Origin of the sequence: Cobetia sp. SIMBA_158, assembly GCF_046566945.1 — a bacterium.
Classification (GTDB): Bacteria; Pseudomonadota; Gammaproteobacteria; order Pseudomonadales; family Halomonadaceae; genus Cobetia; species Cobetia amphilecti.
Map to the genome: position 1 here is coordinate 1 of NZ_JAWJYL010000868.1, position 246 is coordinate 246.

A 246-nucleotide genomic window follows, 5' to 3' on the forward strand; every position below is an offset into this window, starting at 1 on the left:
CCTGCCACTTCAATACCAATATTTTCTTGAGCTTCTTGAGTTGAACCACCAATATGCGGCGTTAAAATAACGTTATCGAAGTCGCGTAGTGGCGATACAAACTCTTCATCGTTAGATTTAGGTTCAACAGGGAACACGTCAATTGCTGCACCACTTAGCTTTTTCTCGCTAAGTGATTCTGCAAGGGCGTCAATATCAACAACGGTGCCGCGAGAGGCGTTAATTAAAATAGCGCCTTGTTTCATT

1 protein-coding gene is annotated in these 246 nt (G+C 43.1%); it reads right to left on the minus strand.

From position 1 onward, the window contains the following. Nucleotides 1–246, minus strand: a 246-nt coding sequence (locus tag R2R70_RS22310; RefSeq protein WP_410979244.1) for an NAD(P)-dependent oxidoreductase, incomplete at both ends; no start/stop codon positions are given.